The following is a 24,720-nucleotide window of genomic DNA, read 5'->3' on the forward strand; positions in this document are numbered from 1 at the left end:
CGATGGCTGATTGTGATACGGACTTGAACAACCCATACTATTTTTCCAATGAGTAATCCAACTCCTGACCAACACCTTTTAGACCTGCGAGCAGCTATTCGCCATCACGACGAATTGTATTATCGGCAGGCGACACCGGAAATTTCGGATCGTGAATACGACGTCTTGAAAGAGAAATTGGCTCAGTTGGAGTTCTTTGCGGACGCTCAGGCGGAGCCGTCCCCCACCAAGACAGTGGGCGATGACCGGACGGAGGGTTTTCGCAAAATTAAACACCGGCAGCCGATGCTCTCGCTCGATAATACTTACAGCGAGGATGAACTGCGTGCCTTCCATGCTCGTTTGCTTAAGCAGTTCGATGAAGGGACGGATCTGGAATACGTGGTGGAGCCAAAGATTGACGGAGTTGCCGTTAGCGTGACCTACAAAAACGGCAAGCTTACCCAGGCGATCACACGCGGTAATGGTGCCGAAGGTGATGACATTACGCGCAACTTACTCGAAGGCGTCCCGAGCCTGCCTCGAGAGCTTAACGACGCCCCGGAACTAATCGAAATTCGCGGCGAAATTTACATGACGGCAGAGGAGTTTTTGCGTATCAACACCGAGCGCGAAGAAAGCGGCCTGCCGATGTTCGCCAACCCACGTAACTTGACTGCTGGGACGATCAAACAACTCAACGGCGTTGCCGGTCGACGGTTGGAGATTGTCCTCTACGGCGTGGGTTTTTGTCAGCCGAATCGTTTCACCGCGCAAAGCGATTTGCACGAGGCCGTGCGCAAATGGAATTTGCCGACCATCGAAAAATACTGGTGTGTGCACAGCATCGACGAGGTGTGGGCGGCGATTGAAGAGCTGGACGAATTGCGCCACGATTTCGCGTATGGAACCGATGGCGCTGTCGTGAAACTTAATAGCTTTGCAATGCAAAGTGAGGTTGGTATGACTAGTAAGGCACCACGCTGGGCGATCGCTTACAAGTTCGAGTCCGAACAGGCCGAGACCTTGCTTGAGAAAATCGATGTGCAGATTGGGCGGACGGGTGTTGTGACTCCTGTGGCGCATCTGACGCCGGTATTGTTAGCGGGAAGCACGGTCTCTCGTGCGACCTTGCACAACGAAGACGAGATTAAGCGGAAGGACATTCGCCCTGGTGATACCGTAGTCGTTCAGAAGGCGGGTGAGATTATTCCCCAAGTTCTGAGTGTGGTGCTGGCCAAGCGTCCAGCCGACAGCCAACCCTTTGACTTCAGGGAGTTACTAACCAAGTTAGATATTCAGGCAGAGCGTGTGCCCGGCCAGGTTGCTTGGCGGCTGACCGATCAGGACGATCCGATTCAGCAGCGCCGTCGATTAAAGCACTACTCTTCAAAGCAGTGTTTGGACATTGAGAACTTGGGCGAGTCAGTGGTCGACCAACTGGTGACGGCGGGCTTGGTGAATGACCCTGCCGACCTTTACGGATTGACCGAGTCGCAGCTTCTTGAGCTAGAGCGCTTTGGCGAGCGTTCGGCTAGCAATCTAGTCAATGCCATCGAGCAAAGTAAAAAGGCGGAATTCTGGCGATTGCTGCACGCGCTGGGCATCCCGCATGTCGGTAAACAAAGCGCGAAAGACCTAGCCCAGCATTTTGGTTCACTTGATGCGCTGATGGAGGCTGATGAAGCGACGTTGGAGGCAGTCGACGGTATTGGCGGCATTATGGCACAGTCGATTTGCAGCTTTTTTGTGGACGATGCTAACCGCGCACTGATCCTCCGTTTGCGAGAAGCCGGGGTCAACGTGACGCTGTTGTCAGCAGAGCAAAAACCGCACGTTAATAGCGAAGGCGCTTTTGTCGGCAAGACTGTTGTATTGACGGGCTCCTTGCCGAACCTTAGCCGTGAAGAGGCCACGGCGATGATCGAGCAAGCGGGTGGCAAGACGAGTGGCTCGGTCAGCAAGAAGACAGATTATGTTTTGGCCGGAGATGCGGCTGGCAGCAAACTGACCAAAGCCGAAAAGCTTGGCGTCCATATCCTGGACGAAGCGGCCTTTCGTGAATTGATAGGCGATTGATGCTGTAAGCTTTTATTTATCCTCAACGATTATCTTTAGTTCCGCGCTGTTGCCACGGACTTCCGGCACATACATCGCTTCGGCTATGGCTGGCAGGGCGCTGAACTGACCGGGTGTCTCGGCTCGCAGTTCGTAGCGAATTTCCCACAAGCCTTGTGGGAGCTTGTCAATGAAGCTGGCAATCTGACGGTCGCGCAGTTCTTGGTAAACCCATTGAGTGCGGCCTGTGTAACGGTCGACCTGATCAAGCGCGCCGGGTCTGAGTTCCTTAGCGTAAAGCGCCGCGCCGCTCTGCAGGGCAACCGCTTCGAAGCCCGCAGGTTTCAGATCCTCGATCAGTAGGTATTCCAGATTATTTTTCGCCTCAAGGGTGAGGATCGCTTCGATTCGGTCGCCGGAGTTGGTATGGCCACCGTTTAACAATGGGTCTGAGCGCGAATCATAGCCTTCGAGCAAGGTCTTGACTGGATAGGTGCGCTCGTATTTGCGACGAACAAAGAGTTCGTTTCCGGCCGCAGCGATGGGGTCTTCGAGCGAAAAGAAATTAAAGCGCGTTGAAAAATACAAAGGGGAACTGCCCGCTTTGCGTTGCAGAGTAATTGAGTTTTCACCGACCTTAAGTTGATTAATAGGCAGGTTAAGAACGCGGGGCGCTGTAAGCACTGTTTCTTGTGCGATAGTGATCTCCCCCACGTTTTTCCCATTGAGCATGGCCGTGTATTGCCCGCTGGCTTTCAGTTCGCCGCTTTTGCGAAGCCAGGCATTGAGCGCAAGGACGACGATCGCGGTGTCTCGCGTGTTGCTCCACTGAGCGCCACGGCGGTTTTTTACAAGCCAGTTCATCGTGGGCTCAATGAGCTCACTGTCAGGAGTGATCTCGACCAAAGCCATCAGGACAAAAGCGGTGGATTCAACATTGCCGCGAGACCAACGCCAGTAAACGCCATCCTCCCCCCAATGTGCGGTTGGCAGGATAGTTGCGTCACTTTGCGCCGCAGAGCTTGCAGTGGCATTTGCTGGTAAAAGGATTGAGCCTTGCGGATTCTGGTCGAGCTTGACGCCGTTGGCGAGGTTTTCAGCGAGGATGCGAGCTTCGTCTTTGAAGCCCAGCCATTGGGCTGACAACGCTGTGAGCGCACGAGTGAATGCGCTGAGCTGATCACGGTTTTTCCAAAGATTCGCAAAGGCCTTGGCCTCGTGTTTATCGGGCTTAGGTGAGTCCTGACCACGGTCAGCGGCGGCGAGTGCATGGAGTAACCAAGCTTGCATGTCGAAGCGTTCTTCGAAGTCCACAAGATGCGAGCTTAGATAGGCGCGGCCACGCTCCAACATTTTATCGTCAATCTTGCGACCGGCTTGCTGCGCGAGGGTGAGGCCCCACACGACATAGGCGGACATATAGGGGTCGCTGTTTCCTTGCTTCCACCAGCCCCAGCCACCGTCGCTATGCTGGAAGTCGGTCAATCGCGTCAGGCCGGCGGCAACCATTTCATTGAGCTCGCTGATGCCGCCCTCTTGGCGAGGTTTCACTTTCTGAATGATTTTCTTTGGTGTGCTGGCTTCGATTCCGCCAAAGCTTTGCTTCTTGATCACGTCTGCTGGGACGCCCAAATCCTTAAGTGTTTTCGACACAATGACGGCTGGCAAAAAACGGCTCATCGTTTGCTCGGTGCAGCCATAAGGATACTGTGCGAGATAAGGCAGGGCGTCGAGCATCGTGGTGGCGATGCTTGGTGATAGATGCAGGGTCAGCGTGGCACCCTCGGGTTTGAACTTAGGGACGTCGAATTTCAGCTTGAGGTTGTCGGTGGTCATCTTGCCGGACAGTGCGAGGAATTTGTCGATGCCGTGTTCGAAGACAGGGATCGTGAGTTCCATGGCGTCGCTGTGTGTTGGAGAGCGAGTAGTCAGCGTCATCTTGGCAGGGCCAGGTTTTTTGACTGATACCGGCCAGTTGACTTGGGTCGATCCATGTGCGGGCACATCGATGCTTTGCGTTGCAGAGTCCGTTAATGAGATGCCGCCGGTGATCACAAGCTCGGCTTTTACGGCCATGTCGCCGTCGGTATTATTATTTAGGACGCCAGTAATGGTAAGCGTGTCGCCAGTCACCAGGAAGCGGGGTGTTTGTAGGCGTGCAATGAGAGGCAGGCGGGTCTTGGCCTGACTCTTGCCTTGGCCAAAGCTGGCGGGGAGGCCAACTGCGTGCGCTTCGAGCTCCCACGTGGTCAAGTTATCCGGGAATTCAAATTCGACGCTGGCTTGGCCGTTGGTGTCAGTTTGAATGGCGGGCTTCCATAAAACGGTGGCGCGGAAGTCATTGCGAACAACGACGGAGGGTTCTGCGGGCGGCGCTCCAGCGTCATCCGCTGATACCATAGAACTGTCGAGCGACTTGGCAAAACTACTGCGATTAGCAAGTGCTCCCTCTGCCATTGGCCCGGAGGCAGCGGCGGGAGCGGAAAAGGGATCAGTAAAGCCACCAGTGCTACCAATTAGGCTACTTCCGATTTCCAAATCATTTTCCATGCCCTCTTTCCTGCTGTAACGGTTTCCGCTATCCTGCCCTAGTTCAGCCGTTTTGATGGGCTTGATTTCGGTGAGGCCTTGCTGGCTCTGGGACGTTAGCGTCTGGACAGCATCGGACCGCAGTTCTCCGTAGAAAAACTCGCGTGGGTCTGGTGCGATTGTGGGTTGGATGTAGAGTACGGATTCGTCAAAGATCGACAGCGCGACTTCGACCGCGACTGGGCGTCCGTTAACGTCGCGTGTGGTAATCAACGCAGTGGCCTTATCCTTCGGTTGATAGTTTTCCGCATTGGTGACAACGCTGACATCGAGGAAATGCTTGTCGGGCGGCACGACAATGGCCATGCGGTCCTGATGCGGTCGTAGGTCGTAGTTGGCATTGGCTTGCAGCCAGATATTTGGAATCCATTGGTCGCTTACATTGTATTGGAGCAGTTTGACGTTACCTTCTAGGTAGATGACTTTGGTGTCGATCAAGCCTGCACCTTGAACTGAAAAGAGCACCCAGCGGCCTGGATCTGGCGTCGTCACCATGACGGGAGCAGTTGAGCCCTCGCGGAAAGATTGCTCGTCGGCGACGATTTTTAAATCGCCGTGGAAGCCGATACTTTGCGATGAGGAGTCGGCGACCCAGACGGCGGTGTCGACCCGAATAGGAGTGGTGCGTTCAGGTCGGCTAACCCAATAGACGCGGTAGTAGCCGGTTTTCTGTACTGGGAAACTAAAGGTCGCCTTGCCGTCTTCGCCAGTGTGGAGGACGGTGGTTTTGATTTCTTCAATGTCGTAGCCTTCGCGTATTTTGGTCCATTGCGTTGGGTCCAGTGCACTGGAAAAGAGGCTAGGGCCCTTTTTGATGCGGCGTTCAAATTCCTGACCGGAAATTTCTTCACCATCAGGGCCACGCCAGACCTGCATCCATTCTTCGCGTGTCAGGCGAATCTGGCCTTCGATGGACACTGGGTCGTCATTGGCGTTGAGCGATTGGACGGTGACGCTCGCAGTTTCGCCGGGGCGGTAAAGCGTGCGTTCGGGATTGAGATAGACGAAGTACGGCGCACGGGTAGCGCGAATTTTTGCCTGTCCGGAAACTTCACGGCGGGACTCATCAGTAACCCGAGCTTCTATCGTGTACTCTAGGTCATAGGGTGACGAGGCCTTTGTGGGCAATGCAAACCGAGCGCGTCCTTCGGCATCAGTTTTGAGCGTTTCGTTCATCACGACGCTGCCTGGGTTGTAACCGCGGTAGCGTGTGTTGTGATCATTGCGGAGCCAGGGATAGGAAGAGGGGGGACTCCAGCGATGGTAGTACGGGCTTTCGCGGACGACGATCTCGATCTCGGCATTAGTAACGGCACCGCCAAAATAATAGTCAGCGACAATCTCTACCTGAACTTCGTCTCCGAGGCGATAGGCGGTGGCGGTATCACCGTCTTTGCTGGCGGCGCTGACGGCGACTTTGTATTCGGGAAGCTTGTATTCTTCGAGGCGGAAGAGTTCTGCATTGCCGATGTAACTGCCCTTGGAGGAATCGCGTCGAAACTCGACAGAATACATACCGAGCTTCCAATCGTCACCAGCGGTGAATTCGCCCCAGATGCTGCCATATTCGTTGAGGGGCATGGTTCCTTCGGCTACTTGGTCGCCTTGAGGTCCAGACACTTTATAGTAGATGGTCTGGTCATTCGGAACGCGCCAGTTGGTCAGGGCATCGCGAATCCGCGCGGTGGCTTTCCAGTGGATGATGTCGTTGGGGCGGTAGGCGGGGCGGTCGGTGTAAGCGTAGACCTTCCAGGCGTTCTGGTTGCCTGCTTCATATTGGCTAAAATTATAGCCATAATTGCGACTGGTGGTGATGGCAGGCTGGCTATCTTTTTGAGTGATGGCGACCAGTTGTTCATAGTCGTAAAAACTTTTGGTGAGGCCGCTAAAGTCTTTCGCCGTAAAGCGAGCAATACCGTCTTCGGCTGATGTTTTCTGGGCGCTATGCCACTCAGTGAAATGCTGGTTTTTTTCGTAATGTTGGTTACCGATCCAGACCGTGACCGAAGCTTCGCTGGTTGGTTGGCCAGTATGGGCGCTGTTGACCCAGGCAAGGATGGTTTCGCTGTCGCGCAGGACGGTGACCATCTGCTCGGTGATGAGTAACAGACCTTGAGCTGATTCACCAAGCCCCGTGGCTTCGATCACATAGGCACCCGCATTAAGGCCTTCCTCAATTTGGATGGAGGAGTTTTGCCAAGCGTAGGCTTGGTCGTCAGACTCCCGAGTTAGGCGGAGGATTGGGGTTTTACCTGTCAGGTCATAGTGGAATTGGCTGTATGGAGTGGCGTAATTGTCAGTGCGCTCCGGTTTAAAGGCCTGTTCAAGATCAATCGAATACAGGCTGATGGCGACTTGATCCATGTTCCGCCATTGGAGTTGAAACTGGACGATTGAGCCCGGTAGGTAACTGTTGGTAATGATTACGTTGATCGATTTCTTGGTAATGCTTTCCACCTGATTCTTTACCTGATTCCAGTAACGGGAGTCGCCTTTTTGGTAATTTTCGAGAAACTGCTGGTAGAGCCGGAGCGCGAGGGCGAAGTCGGGTTTGGCGACAAATTGTCCATTCTGATTCCACTCGCTGGCACCGAAACGGGCGGCCCATTGGGCGTAACTAAAAAGAGCGTCGTCGGCCCACTCGGTTTTGTTTCCGGCGATGAGTGCGGCTTGAAAGGATTCGCCTGCCTTGATGCTTTTTTCGCCGTATTGCCGAGCTAGGCTGACAGCGAGCAAGTAATTCGCGTGCGCCTGCTGGTCGGGCTTGATCGCGATATCGACCGCGTTTTGGAGGATGTTTTCGGGAATCCAGTTGCCGTAGTAATCACCGTAGCGCCAGTAATTATTGACATTGGGGGGGCGGGCGGCGCGGAAAACAATGTCTAGATAATGTTCGCGGGCAAGGTCGAGATTGGTTGAGCCGGCCCACCAATTCAATGCCTGTTGATAGTGGTTCCAAGCTTGGCCCCAATCGCGGAACTGCTCTGGAAGCCAAAATGAATCGCCGAGGGATTCCTGAATGTCGGCCCAGAGCTGGGGGGGGCGGGTGCCCTTTGCTTCTTTGCGTAGTTTGGTGGCAAGCTGGGTGAGCTGTTCGCGGGGGGGGATGAGTATCTGGTGGTCCGATTGCTGGGTGGCGGCCAAGTTACGCCAAGTGGAATCTGCGAGGCGGAACACTAACTGGTCGCGGTTGAGGGGGAGGGGGAGCGAGTCCTGAGCTAGTAATTTCGCATAAAGCTCGGCGGCGGCCCGGTAATTATGATCAGCGTAATTTTTGTCGGCTTGAATGAGGTCGGCAGGGGGGGGGGGGGAGGCGGGTGTCTGTGCGGAGAGGTTGAGCGCCGCGAGGAGAATGATAAATCCGAAGACTCTTGGGAATGGACAACGAAGCATAATGGGAAGCATATTGATTTTCTTTTCCGCTTCGACATCAATTTGAGCGGTAAAGTTTCTTTTCCTTTTAGATATCACCCTTTATGCAAACACCACCCGAAGATCTGCAACTTATTGGCACCGAATTGGCGGTTCGCTGGGCTGACGGCCGTGAGGATTATTTCTCAGGCGAGTTCCTGCGCGCTCACAGCCCGAGTGCGGAAAACTTGGGCGAGAAGGATATCTTTGGTAATCAATACGGGGGCAATGGCCCGCGTGAGTTCCCCGGCGTCAAGGTCGAGGGCTGGGATTACCAAGGCAATTACGCTGTCCGTTTCGACTTCAGCGATGGCCATGGCTCGGGAATCTATTCCTGGGAATACCTCCGCATGCTCGGCGACCCCAAACGGGGAGAGTAGCGTTTTAAAAAGTTAAGGGGTCCGGCCAATGCATTTTGGTGCAGTCGCCTAACCTTAACTTTAATTGCTTAATCCAAATTCTGCGGCTGGTTGATGAGGCCGAAGGCGATTGCTTGGCGGGTGAGGCCGGCAACGTCGTGCACATCCAGCTTCTTCATGAGATTGGCGCGATGGGTGTCGGCGGTTTTCACGGAGATGTCGAGTTTGGCGGCGATTTCTTTACTCGTGCAGCTTTCGGCGATTAGCTGGAGGATCTGTCGCTCGCGCGGGGTCAGTTCTTCCAGTGAGTCGCTCTGATTGGGGTTAACCATGATTTCGCGCATGATGTCCACAATGCGGAGGCCGAAATGCGTTTGCCCGGCAACGATTTTTTCCACCGCGATTTCGAGGTCAGACAAGTTGGCGTCTTTTTCGACAAATCCATCAATGCCAGCTTCGAGCAATTTTTTAACGGTGCTTTTGCTGGGGAAGGCGGAGAAGACCAAGACACGCGGTTTATGATCTCCCTTGCGAACCTGACGAAGCAATTCAATGCCGTTCAGGTTGGGGAGCATGATGTCGAGCACCAGAATGTCGGGCATCGTTTTAGTGATCTCATCCACTGCGAGCTGACCGTCTCCGGTGGAGCCCACGATCTCAATATCCGGGTAGGATTCAAGCAGTCGGATAATGAGATCACGCAGGATAGTTTGGTCCTCGACTACATACACGCGCTTCATGTCAATAATTTGTAAGTTGCTTGTAGGGTTTTGCAAATGAAAATCATAAATATTAAGCACTACACAGACTAGCGTCGCAGTCGGGTATGAGCGAACCAAGAAAGTGCGATAACAGACACTAGAAATAGCATGGGAAATGTATGTAGAAGTTGCGCAAAAACCCAATCGCCCTGCTCGGCTTTTTCCATTGCTGTCAAAGTGCCATCCACAGAGTCGGTTTGCAGACCACTCGTCAGTGCAAAGAAGGCGAGGCCCGCTAGACCGTAAGCAACGTTGTTGGCCAAGCTCCGAAAGCTTAGCACTGTTGCTCGTCGGCGAGAGTCGGTCACCGCTGCATTCAGATAATGACTCATGAAAAAGTTGAGTAAGAACATCGCTACGCCGATGCCCATTGCGGGGATAACACCCCACCACGGAATGAGCAGCGCCTGCCCAATCATGCTGATCAGGATGATTATCGCCAATAGGCTGAAGTTCGTCAGCGCGCTTTTTCGCTCCACTAATCGCCGAGCAAGAATTGGAATAAAGAGTCCCATCAAGCCACCAATTGCTCCCATGATACCCAATGCCGCTTCGGGGAGCCCAATCATTCGGTAATACTCGCTGTTGATCGTTAACCCGACGCGAACGAGGCTGTCGAAGCAGACCGAGGCCACGATCAACACGAGCACGATCTGTGTTGTTAAAATCCATTTGCCGGTTAGGCCGACTAGTTTGAATGCCGCTCGGGGGGAGGGGGGGGCATTGTCCACACTGCTTTCGACTGGTGGCTCGACCAATTGCCATGCACTGAATAGTGTGATGAGCGACGTTGCCAGCGTCAGGTAAAGCGGGAAGCGAAGTGTGGTTTCGGCGGTCAGCTCGCCAGGCAGGCCAACTAACTGAAGGGCGTGGTTGACAAAGGTGTGGTCGTAAACGGCGGCCCCGATCAACATTCCGGCCAGAAAGCCTGCCGACTGAATACGCATTAGCAGGTCGAGTACACTGGGCCATTCCTTTTCGCGGCCTAGGGCTTTGAGGGAGTCGTAGGCGAGGGCTTCGTCTGCTCCGCTGGCAAAGGCTTCTGCCGCTCCACTGATGATCCGGTTCACTGCAAAAGCCATTAGCAGCAGCCAATAATGATCCAGTGGCACAAAGGCGATGATCGCCAACTCGACCACCATGCACAGCCCCGCCAGCCTCACGAGGTTCCGTCGCCCGAACGTATCGGCAAAGGCACCGGAAGGCACTTCGAGCAACACGATCGACGCGGCCCAAAGTACATTGAGGAGGAAGAAATCTTTGAGCGTTAGCCCAATGTCCAAAAATAAAATGGTGAACACCGGGTAATAAAACCGGGCGTTGAAAAACACCCGGAACGAAATGAACCAACGGATATTGGGAATCGAAAGGACGCCAGTGCTGGCCATGGGGGAATGTTATGGAGCGATCCGAAGGATTTCGCAACCAAGGGGTGTGGATTTTTTGAGCGGGGTAATTTTTCATTAGGAAAAGGGGTGAAGATAATATTGGGTTGTTGCCCAAGATTTTATCATGACCCCTTCACGTTGGCAATGGCTCCGCTGGCTCAGTTGGTTGGGTTGGCTCCATTGGCTTGGTTGGGCAATTTTTTTGCCCGTTTTGATGCCTTCGACGTGAAGCGATACGAGTGAGGATTAATAATTAATAGTGAGCACGATTTATTGGCTCTAGCTCGTGTCGTTTCAGGGGGCAAGAGGGAGGCATTTTAGCCACGTCACACAAAAAAGGTAGCAACTGTTAAGAGGGGGCAGGAGCGCCTTAGTCCGGCTGTGTTTCGGCGGGGATTTCTACCTTGGCAATGTTGGTGGCGAGGTCGCGGCGGACGCGGCCAGCGAGACCTTGGTTTTGCTGATTGCTTTTCCGCATGCCGGGGATGCTGCGTGTGGGTATGGCAATGTGGACAATCGGTTCGCCAGGCTTGACGGCGGGTAGTGTGGCCAAGCTCAAGATAATGCCGTCTGCTGGGCTGACGAGCGTGTGTTGCGCGTGGCCGAGGATCGTGTAATTTGTGGCAATGGGTTGACCGGCTTCGACCCAGTCACCAGCCCCGATATGATAACGCAGAATGCCGCCGACTTCGGCGCGCACCCAAGTGGTTTTCTTGACGCGAATTTGGTAGGCGGGTGTGATCGGCTCGCCGGAGAGCATACCCAGCTTAATGAGCGTGTTGCGGATGCCACGCACGCCGAGCTCAAGAATGCCACGTTCGATTTTCCAAGGTTCGCCGGCTTCAAGGATGATGGTCGGGCAACCGATTTTGCATGCCTCACGGCGGAGGGAACCCTCCGGGCCACGGCCATCGACGATCAACGAGCAACCGAAGGCCAAGGCGAGCTTGCGCGTGTCGGGGTTGCTAAGGTCGGCGCGGACATTGGGGAAATTCGTTCGTTGAAAAGCGGCGGAATGGAGGTCGAGCCCGTAGTCGCACTGGGAGACAATTTCCCGCATGAAAATGGCGGCAACGCGTGAGGCCAAGCTGCCGGATTCGTTGCCCGGAAAAGATCGGTTGAGGTCGCGGCGGTCAGGCAAGTAGCGCTCGTGTGTTTCAAAGCCGAACACGTTGACGACGGGGATCAAAAACAGCGTGCCGCATTCAATGGCCATCGGCACATCGTAGAGCAAATCGTGGACAATGCCCGTGCCGTTAATTTCATCACCATGGATGGCGGCGGAGATGAAGACCTTAGGCCCGGGTTTGGCCGAATGAATGACACGGACTGGCAGAGCAATTTCATCTCCGGTGTAGGTCTCGGAGATTTTTAGTCGAACGTCTTTGGCTTCGCCGGGTTGGATGGTTTCGTCACCCAGGCGGATGGGTTTTACTTTGCGGCTGCGTTTGCGCGGGGTCGTCATGCGGTCGGTGGTGTCTTTTTCTTTTTAGCTTTCTTCTTCTCAGGCATTTTGCGAATGGGAAGGAAGTCACGGAGGGTGTTTTTGCGGCCATAGCACAGGAGGATGTCTCCCTGCTGAATCATGTCTTGCCCCTTGGGGGCGGCTAGAATTTGCCCGGCGCGGTTGATGCTCATCACAATGACATCACGTTCGCGCAGACCGCTTTCGCCGATATTGCAACCGGCAAGATTGGATTCGGGGCCGACGGTGAACTCGGCCACTTGGAAACCACGGGCAAGGCTGAGGCGGTGCCGCAAGTCGAGGTCGTCAAAGCGAAGATTTTCAACGAGGTAATCCACAATCGCGCCTGCTACGTCGATGCCGGTAACGGTCTCAATGCCTTCGAGACCGGGCGAGGAATTTACCTCCATAATCACGGGGCCTTCAGCACCCTCCAGCATGTCGACACCCGCTACGCGGAGGCCAAGGATTTGCGCGGCGCGGACGGCGGTGCGTTCGTATTCCTCAGTTAGCTTGACGACTTCGGTTTCGCCGCCGCGGTGGACGTTACTACGGAACTCAGTGCCCACTGCTTTGCGACGCATGGCGGCGACGACTCGGTCACCCACCACAAACGCACGGATGTCTTTGCCGCGGCTTTCGGCCACGAACTTCTGGATGAGCACGTTGAGGGACTTCGACTGAAGCGTTTCAATGATCGCCTCGGCCATCTTGATTGTGTCGGCCAAAATAACCCCGACGCCCTGGGTGCCTTCCAGTAGTTTGACGATAACTGGCGCGCCACCCACGCGGTCGATTGCGGGGAGCACGTCTTTGCGGTCACGCACAAAAGCCGACGCTGCAATGCCAAGATCATAACGACTGAGCACCTGCAAAGAGCGGAGTTTATCGCGCGAAATGATGATTGATTGTGACGGGTTCGCACTCCAGATGCCCATCTGCTCAAATTGACGGACAACGGCCGCGCCGTAGAAGGTGATTGATGTGCCGATGCGCGGGATGACGGCGTCGTAGTGGCTGAGTCGTTTGGAACGGTAGGTGAGCGTCGGGTTTTTGGACTCGACGTAGATGCCGAACTTGAGCGGGTCGAGCACCATGGGTTTGTGGCCGCGCTGGGCGCACGCCTCCCGGAGTCGCTTGGTACTATAGCAGCGAGGCGCTCGGGAGATAATGGCGATTTTTAACGGGTCCATGTGGAAAGTGATTGGGTGCGAATTATTCGAGAAGTGGTTTTCTACGTTTGCCGTGGAGATATTTCTGAGCGGAGTCCACCACGAAATCGCCCTCTAAGGCTTCACGGCCTAAAATAGCGCGGCAAATCATGCTCCGCCGGTCGACGAGCGAAAATGTCACCTTCTTTTTATGGCGACCAATTTGCAGGGTGGTGGAGACTTTTACGCGCTGCTGGAGGATGCCGTTGCTGGAGCGAACTTTGGACTCGGTGACGACGTCGGCTTCAATGATTTGCTTGAGGGATTTGTCTTTGCGATCAGCGGCGATGACAAAACGTACGCGACCCTCTGGCAGCATCTCGATACCCCGCACGTCGATGGCGGAGCTTTTGGCACCGGTGTCAGCTTTGGCAACGAGATTGCGGATGCCCCAATCGGGTAGGTCGATGGTTTCCTTCCAACCGATGAGCGCGGGCTGGTGTTGATTGCGTTTATTAATAGCGGGCATGCAATGCAGTGATAAATGGATTTAACAGGCAACTGTTAGCTGGGGCGATAAAAAACGATTGTGCCCGGGCGGGGTCTACCGATAGGTTGATGCTGCCACATATGACCGAATCTATTAATGAACTTATCACCGCCTTGCCGGATCTACGCGAAAGCCTGTCGGCCAAGCGCGAGCTCCTGCTGGCCAATGCAGTGATGTTCAGCGAAATTCCGGCGCCAACGTTTGAAGAAACCGAACGCGCACGATTCATGATGGACCGCCTGATCGAGGCTGGTTGCCAGAATGTTTCCACGGACGAGCTGGGCAATGCTGTGGGCATCCACCCCGGCAAAACCGGTAAACGCAACATCCTCGTTGCTGCCCACCTGGATACGCCGTTCGCCAAGACGGCGGACCACGCTGTGCAAGTCAACCCAAACTCGATCACTGGGCCCAGCATTATGGACAATGCGCTGGGTTGCGCGGCAGTCGCAAGCTTGCCGACGCTGTTGTCACAGTTGGGTATCGAGCTTGAGGACAATCTAGTGCTGCTCGGCAGCGTCCGCAGCATGGGCAAGGGGGACATTGAGGGCATGCGCTTCTTTTTGGAAAACAACCAACTCCCAATGCGCGCCGCGCTGCTCTGCGAAGGCGGCACGCTCGGGCGTCTGAGCTACAGCTCGCTGGGGGTGGCCCGTGGCACCATTGACTGCGTGACAGTGCGCGGTGCCAATGCCGGGCGGTTGGCCAGCGGCGGAGCAATTCCTGTGCTCAACCGCGTGCTCACCAAGATGTTGGAAATTCCGTTGCCGACTGACCCCGTGACGCAAGTCATCCTAGGGTCCGTTATTGCGGGCACCACGTTCAACACGCCCTCCCGCGATGCGCATTTGCGTTTTGAAATCCGGAGCGAAGGCGCGGGTGTCGTCAATGAAGTCCTCGAGCAAATCGAGGCCGTGGTGGCGGAGGCCAATTCCATCCCCGGAGCAAAGGTGGCGCTCAACATTGTGGGCCGTCGCAAAAATACGGCGATCAGTTTTCAGCACCCGCTCATTAAATCGGCGCGGCGCATTTTGAAGGAACTCGATATCGAGGACCACACCGCACCTTCCACCGGCGAACTTAGCACGCTGATTGGGCGCGGAATTCCGTCGCTAGTCCTTGGCCTTACCAATGGCGATCACCGCCACGATTACAACGAAACCATTGAGATCGACCCCATTTTCACTGGACTCGCCCAACTCATCACCATGCTACAAGCGATAGACGGAGGACTCTGCGATGCCAACGATTGAAGATTGGATAACACGAAACACGTTTCACCACAGCCAGTTTTTCGACCAACTTGAGCTTCTCAAGCAAAAGGAGAAAACCGGGCTAACGATTTCACTGTGCATTCCCACGCTCAACGAGGAAGCTACGATCGGCAAAGAGATCGTTATCTTCCGCTCAGAGCTGATGGAACGCTACCCGCTGGTTGACGAGATCGCGGTTATTGACTCTGGCTCTACGGATAAAACGTTGGAGGTGGCCGCATCCTTTGGGGCAGACACCTACTTTGCCGGGGACATCTTGCCCGAACAGGGCCATAAACGTGGCAAGGGAGAAAATCTTTGGAAGGCGATCCACCAGCTCAAGGGTGACATCATATGCTACGTCGACGCGGACATTAAGAACATCCACCCGCGTTTCTGCTATGGCCTCATTGCACCGTTGCTTTATCGGCCTGAAATGAGCTACGTGAAGGCTTTTTACGACCGGCCACTGGCCTTCTCGCAAGGCGTCCGCCCGAGTGGTGGTGGCCGCGTGACGGAGATTCTGGTGCGTCCGCTTTTCTCGCTGTTTTACCCAGAACTGAGTGCGCTCATGCAGCCGCTCTCTGGTGAATACGCCGTGCGGCGCCATGTGTTGGAGCGTCTGCCGTTTCCGATTGGCTACGGTGTCGAAACCTCACACATCATGGACGTCTATAAAGAGTGGGGGATGGAAGCCTTTGGCCAGACCGACCTCGACAAGCGCGTCCATCGCAACCAGGAAACGCTGTCTCTCGGCAAGATGAGCTTCGGCATTTTGCAAAGCTTCCTCGGCCGGATGCAGGGCATGGGGATGGAGGGCGCATTGCCCGAGATGCACAACATCCTTCGCCAGTTCCAGGCCCAAGATCAAACCTACGAGCAAATCTGCTACGACATTGTCGAAGAAGAACGTCCGCCGATGATCGAGATCCCGGAATACCGCGAAAAAATGGGATATTAAGGTGTATTCCTTAGTGTTTGGTGTCGAGTGCTTGGCCTAGAAAAAGTTGGGCTGTGAGTCTTGCGTAAAAAACTGCCGCAATGTCGTTAATGTTTGCGAATCAAGCACTCATAACCAAGAACTAATACACACGCCTGTGCTTGCTGTCCCATGAAAGTTGCCACTGTCCATTATCATTTGCGTCCCGGCGGGGTGACCCGAGTCGTGGAAAACGCTTTTGCCTCGCTTGAGGGCAAAGGGGTCAATTTCGTGGCCTTGTCAGGCGAAGCTTACACGGGCGACACCCGTTTGCCAACCGTGGTTGTGCCGGGCTTGGGCTATACGCATTCCAATGAAAAAGCCGATCCCGGCGCATTGTGGTTCTCCATTCGCAAGGCTGCACGAGACGCCTTGGGTGGTGATCCTGATGTCTGGCACGTGCACAATCATTGCTTGGGTAAGAACGCCGCCATGCCGCAAGTCGTCGAGCGGCTTGCCGCAGAAACACCGGTCTTGCTGCAAATCCATGACTTTGCTGAGGATGGGCGCCCGGCCAACTACGCGGCGATGTCTACGCTGATCCCCAATCTGGACTCCATGTATCCGCAGGCTTCGCAGGTACACTATGGGTTGCTGAATTCGCGTGACTTGAACTTTCTGTCGCAAAGTAACTTTTCATCGCAAAGTTTGCACCTGCTCCCCAATCCGGTCGCGGTGCCAGCCTTAGCTGAAGAACGCGCTGCGCTGCAGGGCTTTGGAAGTCGGCGGTTGATTCTCTACCCGACGCGCGCCATTCGCCGCAAAAACCTCGGCGAGATGCTGCTGTGGTCTGCACTGGCGGACAATGATACTGTTTTCGCAACCACGCTCACGCCTGCCAATCCGACCGCATTACCGATTTACGAACGCTGGATGGAGTTTGCACAGGAACTGGAGTTGCCAATGCGATTCGCTCTCGGTGAACAGGTATCGCTGAGCTTTTCCGAGCTGATGTCTGCGAGTGATGCGATCGTGACGACCAGTGTTGCGGAGGGCTTTGGCTTGGCTTTTCTAGAGCCTTATCTGTTCGGCAAGCCACTGGTGGGCCGCGATCTTCCAGACATCACGCGCGACTTTACCAACACCGGCGTTCGTCTCGATTCACTTTATGACGAACTCATGGTTCCGTTGTCTTGGGTTGGCAAAGACCTCGTTCGAGAGACGCTTGCCACTGCGCTAGAAGATTATTACACCGCTTATAACCGCACGCTGCCAGAGCATGCGGTGGACATCGCATTAGCCTCCATGACAGCAGGTGATTACGTGGAATTTGGCCGTCTTTCGGAGGTGTTACAGGAAAAAGTTATTCGCTGCCTGACAACCAACCCTGCTTCTCGCGAAGAAATTCGCCCGGCTCAGTTATGCACCGATTCGGCCAGCGAAAGTGTGACCCTCAACCGTCAGTTGATCGCAGATAATTTCAGTCTGAAGAGCTATGGTGAAAACTTGGCCGCTGTCTATGGCAAGGTCGCTGCTTCGCCCGTGGAGCCATTGGGGCATGGTTCGCACTCGGTCGTTCTGGATCAGTTTTTGGACCCGAAACGTTTCAATTTGCTGCGCACATAGCGCCTCAGGCGTTTTGTCGGTGGTTGTTCGTCGCCAGGGAGTAGCTCGCGCAAGTGGCTTGCCATGAGCGGCTGGTTGGTAGATGCTGACGGGATGAATCACTTTCTCCGTTTCTTTTCCCTGAGCGCACTGATGTTGGCTTCGCTGTCTGCGCAAGCGTTGGACAGCATCGACAAGCAGGTGGTAGTAGATTTTCTGAATGCGCGACGCACAGCCTACCTGTCGGGAGATCCCGCGGTAATCATCCAGGCAGCGGCGCCCGACATCACCGTGACCATGATTTCCTCTGTTGTGGAAGGCCCCGCGGGCACTCGAAGCATGCGCTTGCCGCAGTATGTGCCGTTTTTAAAGGAAGCCTTTGCGAACACCGAGTATTACGGCTATGACTTCAAGGGAGTGAAAGCGCAGATGGCTGATGACGGCCAATCCGCCAAGGTGTTTGTTGATGTTGAAGAGGACGCCCGTATCCAAGGCTTGCCCGTTAAGGCGAGCAAGGCACTTATCTTTACGCTGGTGATCAACAATGGCGTGCTTCAGGTGACCTCGCTCACTGAGCAAATCGGAAAGGTCGATGCGGGCATTCAGATAAGCAAGAAGGCTCCGACTGCGGGCGAATCGACAAGTGGTAGCGGTCAAAGCGCGGTCAAGATCGGCAAATAGCTGTCCTTTTAGTGATCCGTTGCTGGTCTGGGGCTTGTGTTAACGATTTAAGCGGCGTAACCTTTACCCTCCAACACGCACGACCCGGTAGCCACGCTGGATCAGCTCGGGTTCGACGGCGTCGCGAACATCGCCTTGAAGCTCCACGGTTTTGCCCTGTACCTTGCCACCGCAGCCGAGACGGGTCTTGAAGTGCTTCAGCATGGCGTCCAGCTCTTGGGGGCCAGTGTGGAGCATGCCTTCGCCGGAAATCATGGTGACTATTTTGCCGCCGCGACCGCCTTTCTGTCGTTGCAGGTCTATGCGCCCCCGCTTTTTCGGTGCTGTTTGTTTTTTGGGGGGCTTGGGCACGGATTGCTTGGGGGTGTTGGGTAGATTATCACCACTCAGTGCGGCAAAGGGATTTGCGCCGAGCTCGTCACCGCCATCGGTTGAAATACGTTTTTTGGACATTTCAGAAAAAAGGGGATGAGCTAGGATTTTGAAGAACACCCGCCTGGAGGCATGTTTTCGGCGTCGCCGCGGAGGAAGGCCGTGGCCTTGCCGTAGCTGCGGCGCTCTAGGAAGTGCGCGAGGCGTGGGGGGAGGGCTGCGGCGTGGTCTTGGTGGTAGGCGTCGAGGTCGCGGATCACGTCAGCCACGGGGCGGCTACGGGATTCCAGTGATTCAAGATGCTTAAGGAGTGTATCAAATTCGCTCATGCTTTTTGTTCTTCTATGCTTGCGACAATTTGGTCAAAAGTCTATTTCTTCGTGTTCTAAAACCGAATAAAAGCCAATATTTAAGACGAACACCGCTCATTTAAGACATTTTTTGGACGCCTGTGCATTTTTTGACGGTCGTTCGATCTTAGCCCCGGAATCCCCGAACAATGAAGAATCTCGGCATCGCCAATCGTTGGAACGCAGACCTGATTGACCAGAACTACGAGCAGTGGCTTGACAGCCCGGACTCGCTGGATGATCACTGGCGTGCATTCTTTGAGGGTTTTGAGTTGGCCCAGCAGCTTGGAAGCTCCGGTGTCTCAGCTGCGAGTTCCACGACTCCAGAGTCATTGGAGGGCTTGGACGCGATTGTTCAGTCTCGCGTGATCGGTGCGGTGTATGCGTATCGCTCGATTGGCCACACGCAGGCACACTTTAATCCGCTCGTGCCGAATCCAGTGCCGAACCCGCGTCTTTCGCTGGAGCGCTTGGGGTTAGATCACGTGGACACCTCGCGGGAGTATCACACGGGCAATTATTTGGGCGGTGTTTTCATGCCGGTGTCCACGTTGTTGGAACGCCTCAGCGAGACTTATTGCGCCCACGTTGGCTGCGAGTATATCCACATCCAGGAGACCCCGAAGCGCCGCTGGATTCAGTCTGCGATCGAGCCTACCAATTTTCATCCGGAGTTTACCCGAGAGGAAAAGCTCCGCATGCTCGACAAGGTCATGCAGGGAGAAATCTTTGAGCGTTTCTTGCATACCCGTTACGTTGGCCAGAAGCGATTCTCTCTCGAAGGTGCGGAAACGCTGATTGCTGCGCTTGACTTGCTGATTCAGGACTGCCCGAAGAACGGCGTCGAAGAGATCGTCATGGGCATGGCTCACCGTGGCCGACTCAATGTGTTGGCGAATATCCTTGGTAAGTCTTACCAATATCTTTTCCGCGAATTTTCGGAGAACTATATTCCTGAGTCCATTCATGGCGACGGTGACGTTAAATATCATCTTGGTTTTGAGTCCACGCTCAAGACTTTGGCTGGGCCGGAAATCGAGCTGCGCCTTGCCGCTAACCCGAGCCACTTGGAAGCCGTCGACCCGGTTGTCGAGGGCAAGGCTCGCGCCCGTCAGCGCATTCGGGGCGACCTTGAGCGCAAGCGCGTGCTCCCGCTCCTCATTCATGGTGACGCGGCTTTTGCCGGCCAGGGTGTCGTTGCGGAAACGTTCAACCTTGCGAAGCTCAAGGGCTATCGCACCGGTGGCACGATTCACGTGGTTATCAATAACCAGATTGGTTTCACGACGGATCCGCGCGACTCGCGCTCCAGCCGTTATTGCACCGACATCGCCAAGATGATCGACGTGCCGATTTTCCACGTCAATGGCGACGACCCGCTAGCGGTTTGCTCTGTGATGCGCCTCGCTGCGAAATACCGCCAGGAGTTCGCCGACGATGTCGTCATCGACATGTATTGCTACCGCCGTCATGGCCACAACGAGAGTGACGAGCCCGGCTTCACCCAGCCCGACCTTTACCAGCGCCTCTCCAAGCATCCGGCCATCAGTGAGGCGCTCAAGCAGCGTTTGATTTCCGAGCAAGTTATTTCCGAGCAAGAGGCCGATCAGCTCACCGAAGCTTATCAGAAGGACCTCAACGACGCCTTCCTCGATGTGAAGAAGGAAGAAGAAAAGAACAGTAATGGAAACGGCAAGGCCACCAAATTGCATGGTTCTTCAGGCACAATTCAGCCACCCTACGATTTTAAGCCCGCCAAGACTGGTTTAAAAGTGAAGGACCTACGCCAAATTGCGCGTCGCCTTACGGACATCCCTGGCAACTTCAAGGCGAACTCCAAGATCGCTCGCCAGCTTGCGCAGAAATGGAAGAATTTTGAGAAGGGCGAAGGCATTGACTGGTCATTTGCGGAATCGCTCGCCTTTGGTGCCCTGCTCATGGACGGCACCCCTGTCCGCCTTTCTGGACAGGACAGTGAGCGCGGTACTTTCAGCCAGCGCCACACCGCTTGGTATGATAGCGAGACTCGTACCCGCTACGTGCCATTGGTCAATCTGGACCCGAATCAGGCGACGTTCTGCGTGCACAATTCAAGTTTGTCCGAGGCGGCAATTTTGGGCTTCGATTACGGCTACTCAATTGACTACCCAGACATGCTTGCCATTTGGGAAGCGCAATTTGGTGACTTCGCCAACGGTGCGCAAGTGCACTTCGACCAATTTATTGCGAGCAGCGAATCCAAATGGGGCCGCATGAGCGGGCTCGTTATGCTGTTACCTCATGGCTATGAAGGGCAGGGCCCAGAGCACTCTAGCGCCCGCCTTGAGCGCTATCTCCAAGCCTGTGCGGAGAACAATATACAAGTCGCGATGATGACTACGCCCGCGCAGTATTTTCACATCATTCGTCGCCAGAAGATGCGCACGTTCCAGAAGCCGCTCATCATCATGGCACCGAAGAGCCTGCTTCGTCACAAGCTGTGCGTCTCCACCGTTGAGGAATTGACCGATGGCGTCTTCCACGAAATTCTCGACGACAATGCGCCGCCGAAGAAGGCCGAGCGTGTTGTCTTCTGCTCGGGCAAGGTCTACTACGACCTGATCGCCTACCGCGAAGAAAACGCAATCACCAACACCGCCATTGTCCGTGTGGAGCAGTTGTATCCGTTCAACGAAAAAGTGTGCGGTGAGATACTGGCCAAATACAAAGGCTATAAGCAACTGGTTTGGTGTCAGGAAGAGCCACAGAACATGGGCGCTTGGAACTTCATTTACCACTACCTCAAAAAGGTTGCTGGCGTGGATCCGATCTTTGCCGGTCGTTACGCTGCCGCCAGCCCCGCACCCGGATCGCTCGCGATTCACAAAATCGAGCAGCAGACGCTGGTCGAGGAGGCGTTTGGTAAGGCGTAAACTGTGCGATCAGCGAAGTTTTTTGCAAGTTTTTCGCACTGGCGGAGCTTTGATTTTTCAAAAAATCTGAAGCATGAAAATGACGGATCCGCTTCAACCCTAATCTATACTGCTTTTTTCACCGACCCGAACTCTTCTTCCGCGTCTCGTTGGTTTTCATCCTTCACCTTTCATTATTTCTTCCATCATGGCCGTTGACATCAAAATTCCCGCCCTCGGTGAGTCCATCACCTCGGGTATCATTGCCGCCTGGCACGTTAAAGAAGGCGACTTCGTTGAAAAAGACCAAGTCATCTTCGAACTCGAAACTGACAAGATCACCTCGGAAGGCCTCGCCGAATCCGCTGGTAAAATCAGCCTTAAGGCCGAAGAAGGTGATGAGGTCGAAATTGGCCAAGTCGTCGCAGTGATCGATGACTCCGCCGCAGCGCCCGCAGCTTCCGGTAAGACCGAAGAAAAGGCAGAGGTTTCGAAGGAAGAAGCCAAGGCAGAGCCTGCGCCCGCCAAGACAGACAAGGCTACGCCTGATGAGACACAATCGCCTGCCGTGCGCCGCCTTGCTGCTGAGACCGGCATCGACCCCGCTAAGGTTGATGGCTCCGGTAAAGGTGGCCGTGTGACCAAAGGTGACATGCTTGCCGCTGGTGAAAAGCCTGCCGCTGCGCCTGCTCCTTCTGCTTCCACACCTGCGGCTCCAGCAACTGCGCCAGCGAGCGACGAGGGTCGGACATCGCGCAAAAAGCTGACGCCGCTGCGCAAGAAAATCGCCGAGCGCCTTGTGGCTGCGACGAATGAGGCTGCCCTGCTCACCACGTTTAACGAGGTGGACATGAGCGCGGTGATGAATCTTCGCAAGCAGCATCAAGAAAAATTTGTCGAACGCTATGGCGTCAAATTGGGTTTCATGTCCTTCTTCGTGAAGGCCGTGGTCAATGCCCTGCAAGCGGTGCCAGATCTTAACACCCAGCTCGATGGCGACTACGTTATCCAGAACCACTTCTACGACATTGGCGTGGCGGTTGGTTCGGACAAGGGCCTCATGGTTCCTGTAGTCCGTGATTGTGATGAAAAGAATTTTGCCACGATTGAGCAGGATATCATCGGCTACGCCAAGGCAGCGCGCTCGGGCAAGATCAAGCTGGAAGATATTAGCGGCGGCGTCTTCACGATTTCCAACGGTGGTATCTACGGCAGCATGCTTTCGACGCCACTGCTCAATATGCCACAGACAGGCATCCTCGGACTGCACAACATCACTGAGCGAGCGGTTGTTATTAACGGCGAAATTGTTGCACGCCCAATGATGTATCTGGCTTTGAGCTACGACCACCGCGTGGTCGACGGCAAGGGCGCAGTCACGTTCCTGGTCAAGGTCAAGGAAGCGATCGAAGATCCGACCAAGTTGCTCTTCGGCGTTTAATGATATCTTTGTGCCTTCGTGCCTTTGTGAGAAATTCCTTACGTTTTTAAGTTATGGCAGATTACGATTTATTGGTTATTGGCTCTGGCCCTGGCGGCTATGTTGCCGCGATTCGCGGTGCTCAGCTTGGGATGAAAACCGCGCTTGTCGAAAAGGATTCGCACCTTGGCGGCACCTGCCTGAACGTCGGCTGTATTCCCAGCAAGGCGCTCCTGCACTCCACGGAAATTTACCACTTTCTGCATGAGCGCGGCGACGCGCACGGCATCAAAGTTGGCAAGCTGACCAGCGACATCCCTGCGCTCATGAAGCGCAAGGACGGCGTGGTGGACCAACTGCGCAATGGTGTGACCTCGCTTATTAAGGCGCGCAAAATCGATGTGCTCAAGGGTATCGGCTCGTTCCAGGGCGAGGGTAAGGTGAATGTCGAAGGTGCCGAGGGTGGCAAGACCGTCACCGCGACGAACATCATCATTGCGACGGGATCCGTGCCCGTGGAATTGCCCTTCATGAAGTTTGACGGCGATGTGATCGTCTCCAGCACCGAGGGCATTGCCTTTGACAAGATTCCAAAGAAGCTCGTCGTCGTTGGCGGTGGTGCAATTGGGTTGGAGCTTGGTAGCGTCTGGTCGCGCCTTGGCAGCGAAGTGACCATCGTTGAAATGCTTCCGCAAATCGCGGGTGCTGTAGACAAGGATGTTTCCAAACTCGCCGAGCGCCTCTTCAAAAAGCAAGGGATGAAATTCGAACTTGGTGCCAAGGTGACTGGTGTCGTGAAGGAGGGGAAGAAGTCATTCCTCACCGCGGAAAAGAATGGCAAGGAACTTAAATTTGAAGCGGACAAAATCTTGGTCGCCGTGGGTCGCAAACCAACCACTGCCGGCCTTCATGCCGACAAAGGAGGCATCGAACTCGACGAAAAAGGTCGCGTGAAAATTGACAGCCATTTCCGCACCAGCGCGAAGGGCGTTTATGCGATTGGCGATGTAGTCAGTGGCCCAATGCTCGCCCACAAGGCTGAGGAAGAAGGTGTGGCCTGTGTTGAGCTGATTGCTGGCAAGGGCGGCCATGTCAACTATGACGTGATTCCGAACGTTGTTTACACCGAGCCGGAAATTGCATCGGTTGGGATTGGCGAAGACCTCGCCAAAGAGCAAGACATCGAGGTGAACGTTGGCAAGTTCCCGCTCATCGCCAACGGACGTGCTATTGCCACCGACGCGACCGACGGCTTCGTGAAAGTCATTGCTGACAAGAAAACCGACAAGCTTCTCGGCGTGCAAATCATCGCCAAGGGCGCGAGCGAACTCATCGCTGCTGCCGTCACTCACATGGAATATGGGGGTAGTGCCGAAGACTTGGGCCGCACGATCCATGCACACCCGACAATGGCGGAATCGATGAAAGAGGCTGGCCTCAGCGTCAGCAAAACAGCAATTCATTCGATGTAGTGTCTCAGGACGCTCGAAGACCGCATTTGAAGACCATGCCAAGTGT

The 24,720-nt window shown here is 54.8% G+C and carries 17 protein-coding genes; 9 read left to right on the forward strand and 8 right to left on the reverse strand.

What is annotated here, in order from left to right:
- The first annotated feature begins 48 nt into the window (after positions 1-48).
- Complete coding sequence (gene ligA / locus IE065_RS06395) at positions 49-2,058, forward strand: NAD-dependent DNA ligase LigA (protein ID WP_189513050.1); 2,010 nt, start codon at positions 49-51, stop codon at positions 2,056-2,058.
- A gap of 12 nt (positions 2,059-2,070) precedes the next feature.
- Here the strand turns inward: ligA and IE065_RS06400 are convergent, their stop codons facing one another.
- Complete coding sequence (locus tag IE065_RS06400; protein WP_189513052.1) at positions 2,071-8,019, reverse strand: alpha-2-macroglobulin family protein; 5,949 nt, start codon at positions 8,017-8,019, stop codon at positions 2,071-2,073.
- A gap of 83 nt (positions 8,020-8,102) precedes the next feature.
- Between IE065_RS06400 and IE065_RS06405 the strand changes: the two genes are divergently transcribed.
- Positions 8,103-8,417: a gamma-butyrobetaine hydroxylase-like domain-containing protein gene (locus IE065_RS06405; RefSeq protein ID WP_189513054.1), complete on the forward strand. Its 315-nt coding sequence runs from the start codon at positions 8,103-8,105 to the stop codon at positions 8,415-8,417.
- A 68-nt stretch (positions 8,418-8,485) separates the two neighbouring features.
- Here the strand turns inward: IE065_RS06405 and IE065_RS06410 are convergent, their stop codons facing one another.
- From IE065_RS06410 to IE065_RS06430, 5 genes are all read right to left on the reverse strand, one after another.
- Positions 8,486-9,136 (reverse strand): response regulator, encoded by a 651-nt coding sequence (locus tag IE065_RS06410; RefSeq protein WP_189513056.1) that lies wholly within the window; start codon positions 9,134-9,136, stop codon positions 8,486-8,488.
- A 68-nt stretch (positions 9,137-9,204) separates the two neighbouring features.
- Entirely contained in the window at positions 9,205-10,545 is a 1,341-nt protein-coding gene (locus IE065_RS06415; protein ID WP_189513058.1) for an MFS transporter, read from the reverse strand.
- Between the two features lie 370 nt (positions 10,546-10,915).
- A complete protein-coding gene (locus IE065_RS06420) occupies positions 10,916-12,010 on the reverse strand; it encodes a succinylglutamate desuccinylase/aspartoacylase family protein (RefSeq protein ID WP_189513060.1) in 1,095 nt (364 codons plus the stop codon).
- Positions 12,007-13,203, reverse strand: coding sequence for a RimK family alpha-L-glutamate ligase (locus IE065_RS06425; protein ID WP_189513062.1), 1,197 nt, complete (start codon positions 13,201-13,203; stop codon positions 12,007-12,009). The genes IE065_RS06420 and IE065_RS06425 overlap by 4 nt, the downstream gene beginning before the upstream one ends.
- A 22-nt stretch (positions 13,204-13,225) precedes the next feature.
- Positions 13,226-13,690 carry an ATP-dependent zinc protease family protein gene (locus IE065_RS06430; protein WP_189513064.1) on the reverse strand — a complete coding sequence of 155 codons (465 nt, stop codon included), beginning with the start codon at positions 13,688-13,690 and terminating at the stop codon, positions 13,226-13,228.
- 101 nt (positions 13,691-13,791) lie between these two features.
- On the opposite strand from IE065_RS06430, the gene IE065_RS06435 reads away from it, so the two are divergent.
- The 4 genes from IE065_RS06435 (at position 13,792) to IE065_RS06450 (ending at position 18,169) form a co-directional block, all read left to right on the forward strand.
- The gene (locus IE065_RS06435; protein WP_189513072.1) at positions 13,792-14,964 is read left to right on the forward strand and encodes a M28 family peptidase; all 1,173 of its coding nucleotides are present in this window, start codon (positions 13,792-13,794) and stop codon (positions 14,962-14,964) included.
- Positions 14,951-15,925: a glucosyl-3-phosphoglycerate synthase gene (locus IE065_RS06440; RefSeq protein WP_189513074.1), complete on the forward strand. Its 975-nt coding sequence runs from the start codon at positions 14,951-14,953 to the stop codon at positions 15,923-15,925. Before IE065_RS06435 ends, IE065_RS06440 begins: the two co-directional genes overlap by 14 nt.
- A 150-nt stretch (positions 15,926-16,075) precedes the next feature.
- Positions 16,076-17,509: a glycosyltransferase family 4 protein gene (locus IE065_RS06445; protein ID WP_189513076.1), complete on the forward strand. Its 1,434-nt coding sequence runs from the start codon at positions 16,076-16,078 to the stop codon at positions 17,507-17,509.
- 63 nt (positions 17,510-17,572) lie between these two features.
- Positions 17,573-18,169 (forward strand): hypothetical protein, encoded by a 597-nt coding sequence (locus IE065_RS06450; protein WP_189513078.1) that lies wholly within the window; start codon positions 17,573-17,575, stop codon positions 18,167-18,169.
- Positions 18,170-18,232: 63 nt separating this feature from the next.
- Here IE065_RS06450 and IE065_RS06455 read toward each other — a convergent pair whose 3' ends face one another.
- Positions 18,233-18,622: a translation initiation factor gene (locus tag IE065_RS06455; RefSeq protein WP_189513081.1), complete on the reverse strand. Its 390-nt coding sequence runs from the start codon at positions 18,620-18,622 to the stop codon at positions 18,233-18,235.
- Between the two features lie 20 nt (positions 18,623-18,642).
- Complete coding sequence (locus IE065_RS06460) at positions 18,643-18,870, reverse strand: hypothetical protein (RefSeq protein ID WP_189513083.1); 228 nt, start codon at positions 18,868-18,870, stop codon at positions 18,643-18,645.
- Between the two features lie 170 nt (positions 18,871-19,040).
- Here IE065_RS06460 and IE065_RS06465 point away from each other — a divergent pair, with 170 nt between their 5' ends.
- From IE065_RS06465 to lpdA, 3 genes are all read left to right on the forward strand, one after another.
- Positions 19,041-21,803, forward strand: a complete 2,763-nt coding sequence (locus IE065_RS06465; RefSeq protein ID WP_189513084.1) for a 2-oxoglutarate dehydrogenase E1 component — start codon at positions 19,041-19,043, stop codon at positions 21,801-21,803.
- A 187-nt stretch (positions 21,804-21,990) separates the two neighbouring features.
- Entirely contained in the window at positions 21,991-23,223 is a 1,233-nt protein-coding gene (odhB, locus tag IE065_RS06470) for a 2-oxoglutarate dehydrogenase complex dihydrolipoyllysine-residue succinyltransferase (RefSeq protein WP_189513086.1), read from the forward strand.
- Between the two features lie 53 nt (positions 23,224-23,276).
- Positions 23,277-24,674, forward strand: a complete 1,398-nt coding sequence (gene lpdA, locus IE065_RS06475) for a dihydrolipoyl dehydrogenase (protein ID WP_189513088.1) — start codon at positions 23,277-23,279, stop codon at positions 24,672-24,674.
- Positions 24,675-24,720 lie beyond the last annotated feature (46 nt).

The sequence above is a fragment of the Cerasicoccus arenae genome (genome assembly GCF_014651635.1).
GTDB lineage: Bacteria > Verrucomicrobiota > Verrucomicrobiia > Opitutales > Cerasicoccaceae > Cerasicoccus > Cerasicoccus arenae.

Bases quoted from the DNA above. Each gene is read 5' to 3' on its own strand.
- ligA (WP_189513050.1), top strand. From the start codon at position 49: ATGAGTAATCCAACTCCTGACCAACACCTTTTAGACCTGCGAGCAGCT.
- IE065_RS06400 (WP_189513052.1), bottom strand. From the start codon at position 8,019: ATGCTTCGTTGTCCATTCCCAAGAGTCTTCGGATTTATCATTCTCCTC.
- IE065_RS06405 (WP_189513054.1), top strand. From the start codon at position 8,103: ATGCAAACACCACCCGAAGATCTGCAACTTATTGGCACCGAATTGGCG.
- IE065_RS06410 (WP_189513056.1), bottom strand. From the start codon at position 9,136: ATGAAGCGCGTGTATGTAGTCGAGGACCAAACTATCCTGCGTGATCTC.
- IE065_RS06415 (WP_189513058.1), bottom strand. From the start codon at position 10,545: ATGGCCAGCACTGGCGTCCTTTCGATTCCCAATATCCGTTGGTTCATT.
- IE065_RS06420 (WP_189513060.1), bottom strand. From the start codon at position 12,010: ATGACGACCCCGCGCAAACGCAGCCGCAAAGTAAAACCCATCCGCCTG.
- IE065_RS06425 (WP_189513062.1), bottom strand. From the start codon at position 13,203: ATGGACCCGTTAAAAATCGCCATTATCTCCCGAGCGCCTCGCTGCTAT.
- IE065_RS06430 (WP_189513064.1), bottom strand. From the start codon at position 13,690: ATGCCCGCTATTAATAAACGCAATCAACACCAGCCCGCGCTCATCGGT.
- IE065_RS06435 (WP_189513072.1), top strand. From the start codon at position 13,792: ATGACCGAATCTATTAATGAACTTATCACCGCCTTGCCGGATCTACGC.
- IE065_RS06440 (WP_189513074.1), top strand. From the start codon at position 14,951: ATGCCAACGATTGAAGATTGGATAACACGAAACACGTTTCACCACAGC.
- IE065_RS06445 (WP_189513076.1), top strand. From the start codon at position 16,076: ATGAAAGTTGCCACTGTCCATTATCATTTGCGTCCCGGCGGGGTGACC.
- IE065_RS06450 (WP_189513078.1), top strand. From the start codon at position 17,573: ATGAGCGGCTGGTTGGTAGATGCTGACGGGATGAATCACTTTCTCCGT.
- IE065_RS06455 (WP_189513081.1), bottom strand. From the start codon at position 18,622: ATGTCCAAAAAACGTATTTCAACCGATGGCGGTGACGAGCTCGGCGCA.
- IE065_RS06460 (WP_189513083.1), bottom strand. From the start codon at position 18,870: ATGAGCGAATTTGATACACTCCTTAAGCATCTTGAATCACTGGAATCC.
- IE065_RS06465 (WP_189513084.1), top strand. From the start codon at position 19,041: ATGAAGAATCTCGGCATCGCCAATCGTTGGAACGCAGACCTGATTGAC.
- odhB (WP_189513086.1), top strand. From the start codon at position 21,991: ATGGCCGTTGACATCAAAATTCCCGCCCTCGGTGAGTCCATCACCTCG.
- lpdA (WP_189513088.1), top strand. From the start codon at position 23,277: ATGGCAGATTACGATTTATTGGTTATTGGCTCTGGCCCTGGCGGCTAT.